The organism is uncultured Cardiobacterium sp., from assembly GCF_938028185.1.
In the GTDB taxonomy this organism is placed as follows: domain Bacteria; phylum Pseudomonadota; class Gammaproteobacteria; order Cardiobacteriales; family Cardiobacteriaceae; genus Cardiobacterium.
In genome coordinates this window covers 1-3,871 of record NZ_CALJAH010000468.1, presented here as the reverse complement: position 1 = coordinate 3,871, position 3,871 = coordinate 1, and the positions used below count along the sequence as shown (strand labels likewise).

Sequence of the window (3,871 nt, the reverse complement as noted above, 5' to 3'; positions counted from 1 at the left end):
AGGGATACAAATTCCAAAAAACGTATGCCTTTGCCTGGTTTGGAAAGAGGTCTATATATAAAAACGCCCCTGAAAGGCTAGCTACCAGACAGGGGCGACCGGAGCAGATTTGTGCACGCCCTAAATCCCCGCCCAGGTATCAATCAGGCGGTCAATGTGCTCATGTGCGCCGCCCGTGCCGTGTGCATGGTGGTCGTATTGATGCGGCGGCGTGGCATTTTTGCCCGCCGTGCCGCGTTCCATCTGCTCAATCAGCCGGTCCACATCACCAATGTCAGACGGACTGTTCGCGTCCTGCGTCAGGCGGTTCAGTAACTGGTTCCAGCCGGAAAGGCCGGCGTGGTTGTCTTCCGCCGCACCATGCGCCAGCCGGTGCAGCAACGCATCCAAATCATGTTGCTCGTTCTCAACCCAATCCGTCGGGTCAGGATAATCCGGGTCGCTGTTGGCGCGGGCGACCTGATCCAGAAAGGTACGGTCAAAGACCATATCGTCGCTGAAGCGCACCGCATCCACCGGCGCGCCGTTGAAATGATCGCGCACCGTCACGCTGCTGTCGCCATCATGACCGCGGATGACCAAATCATTATTGACGCGGCTGATATCTACCTCCGTCATATCATGCCCAGTCAGATGAATCTCATCGTGTCGGCCGGGGTCGTTGTCCACATTGTGAACCGTGTCATGCCCGGAATGCCTGTCGAAGCGGTACACATCGTTGCCGCTGCCGCCGTCCAGCGAATCATTGCCGCTACCGCTCACCAGCACATCATCGCCTGCGCCTGCGTGAACCATATCGTTGCCCGCGCCGTCCATGATGACATTGCTAGCCGCATTACCGTCGATGCGGTCATTGCCCGCCCCGGCATTGACGAAATCCTCGCCGTCGGCGAGCGTGATATGGTCATCACCGCGGTGAATCACCTCATGCAGCGCGCTGCGACTCTCCTGCGGCAACTGCGCAGATGCCTGACGCACGCTCACCGTCAAATGCTGCAACAACGCCGCATTGCCCGGTGTGAGACCTTGCAGCGCGTCGAGAAAATCGCCGACCGTCGCCGCATTAACACTGCCCGCGCCGAAACGCTGTGCGATGGCATCCGCCAGCGCGGTGTCATTGATTTCCCACGCGCCGTGCTGCACGCGGAACTGCGCCAGCCCGTACCACTCGCGATAATGACTTTGCAGCGACAACTGCGCGTGCAACAGCGATTTCAAATCCTCATACACCTGCGCCACGCTGCGCGCATACGCCCCGGTTGGCTGCTCCGCCAGCGCGGGCTGCCCCCAGAACGCCTCCAGCACCGCCAAATCACGTGCATCCAGCGCGCCGCGCGTGCCCGTGACCGCATCGGCCTTCGCCCAGCGGCGCAAAATCTGCTCCGTCAGCGCCTGCCGCGCCGCCGGATCGGCCTCCGTGACAAACGCCTCCACCAGTGCGCGCAAATCCGCATCCGCATTCATCGCGCGGTGCAGCGTATCCACATTGCCAAAGCCGGCAGCATTGGGCAGGCGCGTTACCGCCTCCGGCAACCCGGCAGAAGTGCCGTGATGCACATCCACCGCCACACTATCAACCTTGTCGGCGGTGAACCACAGCGTCTGCATCAAGCCGCTCGCATCTTCCCTGACAAAAGAACCTTCGCCACGGTGCTCAACACCGTTCGCGTCCGTCCAGGTAGTGGCGTCATAAGCAGTTGCCAGCGAGAAAATCCCCAACGATTCCAGGGTAAAAAGCTCATCCGCGCTGGCGATGCCGTCGCTGTTCTTGTCCTGCCAGACGCGCAAATGGGCAAACGCCGCATCCTGCGCATCCACCTTGCCGTCGCCGTTATCATCCAGCGCCGCCAAAGCCTCAAAACCATCCGCCGCCAACTCGCCGGACGGCAGCCGCGTTTCATTGCCGAGCAACTGCGAACCGTTGCTGACGCGCGTCGCCCCGTCTGCAAGATTCACCAGCAAGCCGTCCTCCGGCGCAATCCATGACAACTTCTCGGCAAAGCCGCTGTTATCCATGTCGAAATGCACCCCGCGCGCGAGCGGCAACGTGCCAATCTTGCCGTCGCCGTTCAAATCGAGGGAGAGCGGATCGAGCGCCATCGGCGGGAAAAGCGGTTTCCACGGATCGGGTTCGCCGCAGGCTTTCGCGCCATGCTGCGCACCAATGCCCGCACCGAGAAGTGCACCCAGCGGGCCACCGATGTCATTACCGATAATCCCACCGGCGAAAGCACCGAGGATGGTACAAACGGGCAACTTGCCGGGGTTGGCCGGATTATTGCCATTTTCGTTGCCGCCGTTTTCATTACCATTGCCGTTGTTACCGTTTTCGTTGGCGTTACCGTTGTTGCCATTTTCGTTGGCGTTGCCGTTGTTGCCGTTTTCATTGGCGTTGCCGTTGTTACCATTTTCGTTGGCATTGCCGTTGTTGCCGTTTTCATTGGTGTTGTCGTTGTTGCCGGTTCCAGGCGGGAGAGAACTGTTATCCGGATCGGCAGGATCAAAACGTCCCCGATACTCATGAGGTTCTCCGTTGCTGGTGCTTTCAGACGTAAGTTCCCAGTCATACGCACCATTCTCGAAATCAAATTTGCCATCAGCACCTAGATCATATTTCCGCTTGATGGTGACGGTAACGCCATCATGCTGCGTAATGGTGACTTGCTCACCATTAAGATGATTGGTATACGACGTAAATTTACCAACGCCTTCTTTGTTTACTACAGAACTTGTTGTTGCTACTTTGTTTTCATCATAGCTTCCATCCTGATTTTTAACATAGGTCGTTGTTATTTCTGTAGTAGAATGGTTTTTAGAATCAATAACATTAGTTACAGTTTCTCCTTTATCATGCTTATAAGTGGTAGTCGTAATAACACTATCATTATTTCCTATTGAAATAGAATTGATGCTAATAATTACTTTGCCATTGGTAATATCTTTAATGGTAACTTCACTAGCTCCTGTGTTGGGATTAGACTTAACTATAGAGATGTAAGAATGGTTGTTATCAATACCTAGCTCTGGATAACGATTGCCTAAATCGTTAGATGATAGAGCCCGCCAAATAGTAGTTTCATTTGTAACCATGTCATAATCTGCATTATAAACAAATTCAGATGTGCCTCTAACTTTTGCATCAGTATGAATTATATGGTTATCTATGTCTATATATTTCCTTATAATTATTTCTTGACCATTACTTTTTACATTTTCATAAGATATAGTCACTGGTTTTTCGATACCTTCTTTACTTTTTTCATCAAGTAAATTATAGGCTCCAGCAGAGTAAACATCTCTAGTCTGTTCCCCAGTATATTTGAGATGTTCATCCGTTTTAATAGTAGCCAAATATTCGGCATAATTCATTTTTCCATTAGATGACTCGAATTCATTTTCATGTCCAGGGTATTTAGTAATTGTATTATTCTCAAGGTTAATGTCGGTTAAATGAACAATTTCATGGAACAATATTGATGCAGGAGACATTACTACAATCCCTCCATTTTTATAAACACTTAATGCAATATCTGGATTCCAGCGTATAAATTCTTTTCCGTCGCTTCTTTCAAATCCTGTATTATTGACAAGATTGTTGTTAGCTTTTTCAGTACGTTCATCTTGTTCGATACGATTATTGGCATCAGATATATCTATTGATGAAATTGCAGCAGCCTTAGTCATAATTACTTTACTATTATTAACTTTCACATGGTTTTCCCAAGCTGCAATCATATCTTTACCTTGGGGAGAAAGTCTTGCATAATTAATGGAATCATTAAAAGCCTTTTTATATTCTTTTAATTCATTTCCTTCAAGAGGTTTTCCTGTAATTATAGTATTAGTTTTTGCATCGTAAGTTGAAGGTGAA

General features: G+C 50.8%; 1 protein-coding gene. It reads right to left on the bottom strand.

What is annotated here, in order from left to right; genetic code table 11:
• Positions 1-120 precede the first annotated feature (120 nt).
• Entirely contained in the window at positions 121-3,834 is a 3,714-nt protein-coding gene (locus Q0349_RS13565) for a M91 family zinc metallopeptidase (RefSeq protein WP_298081549.1), read from the bottom strand.
• Positions 3,835-3,871: the final 37 nt, after the last annotated feature.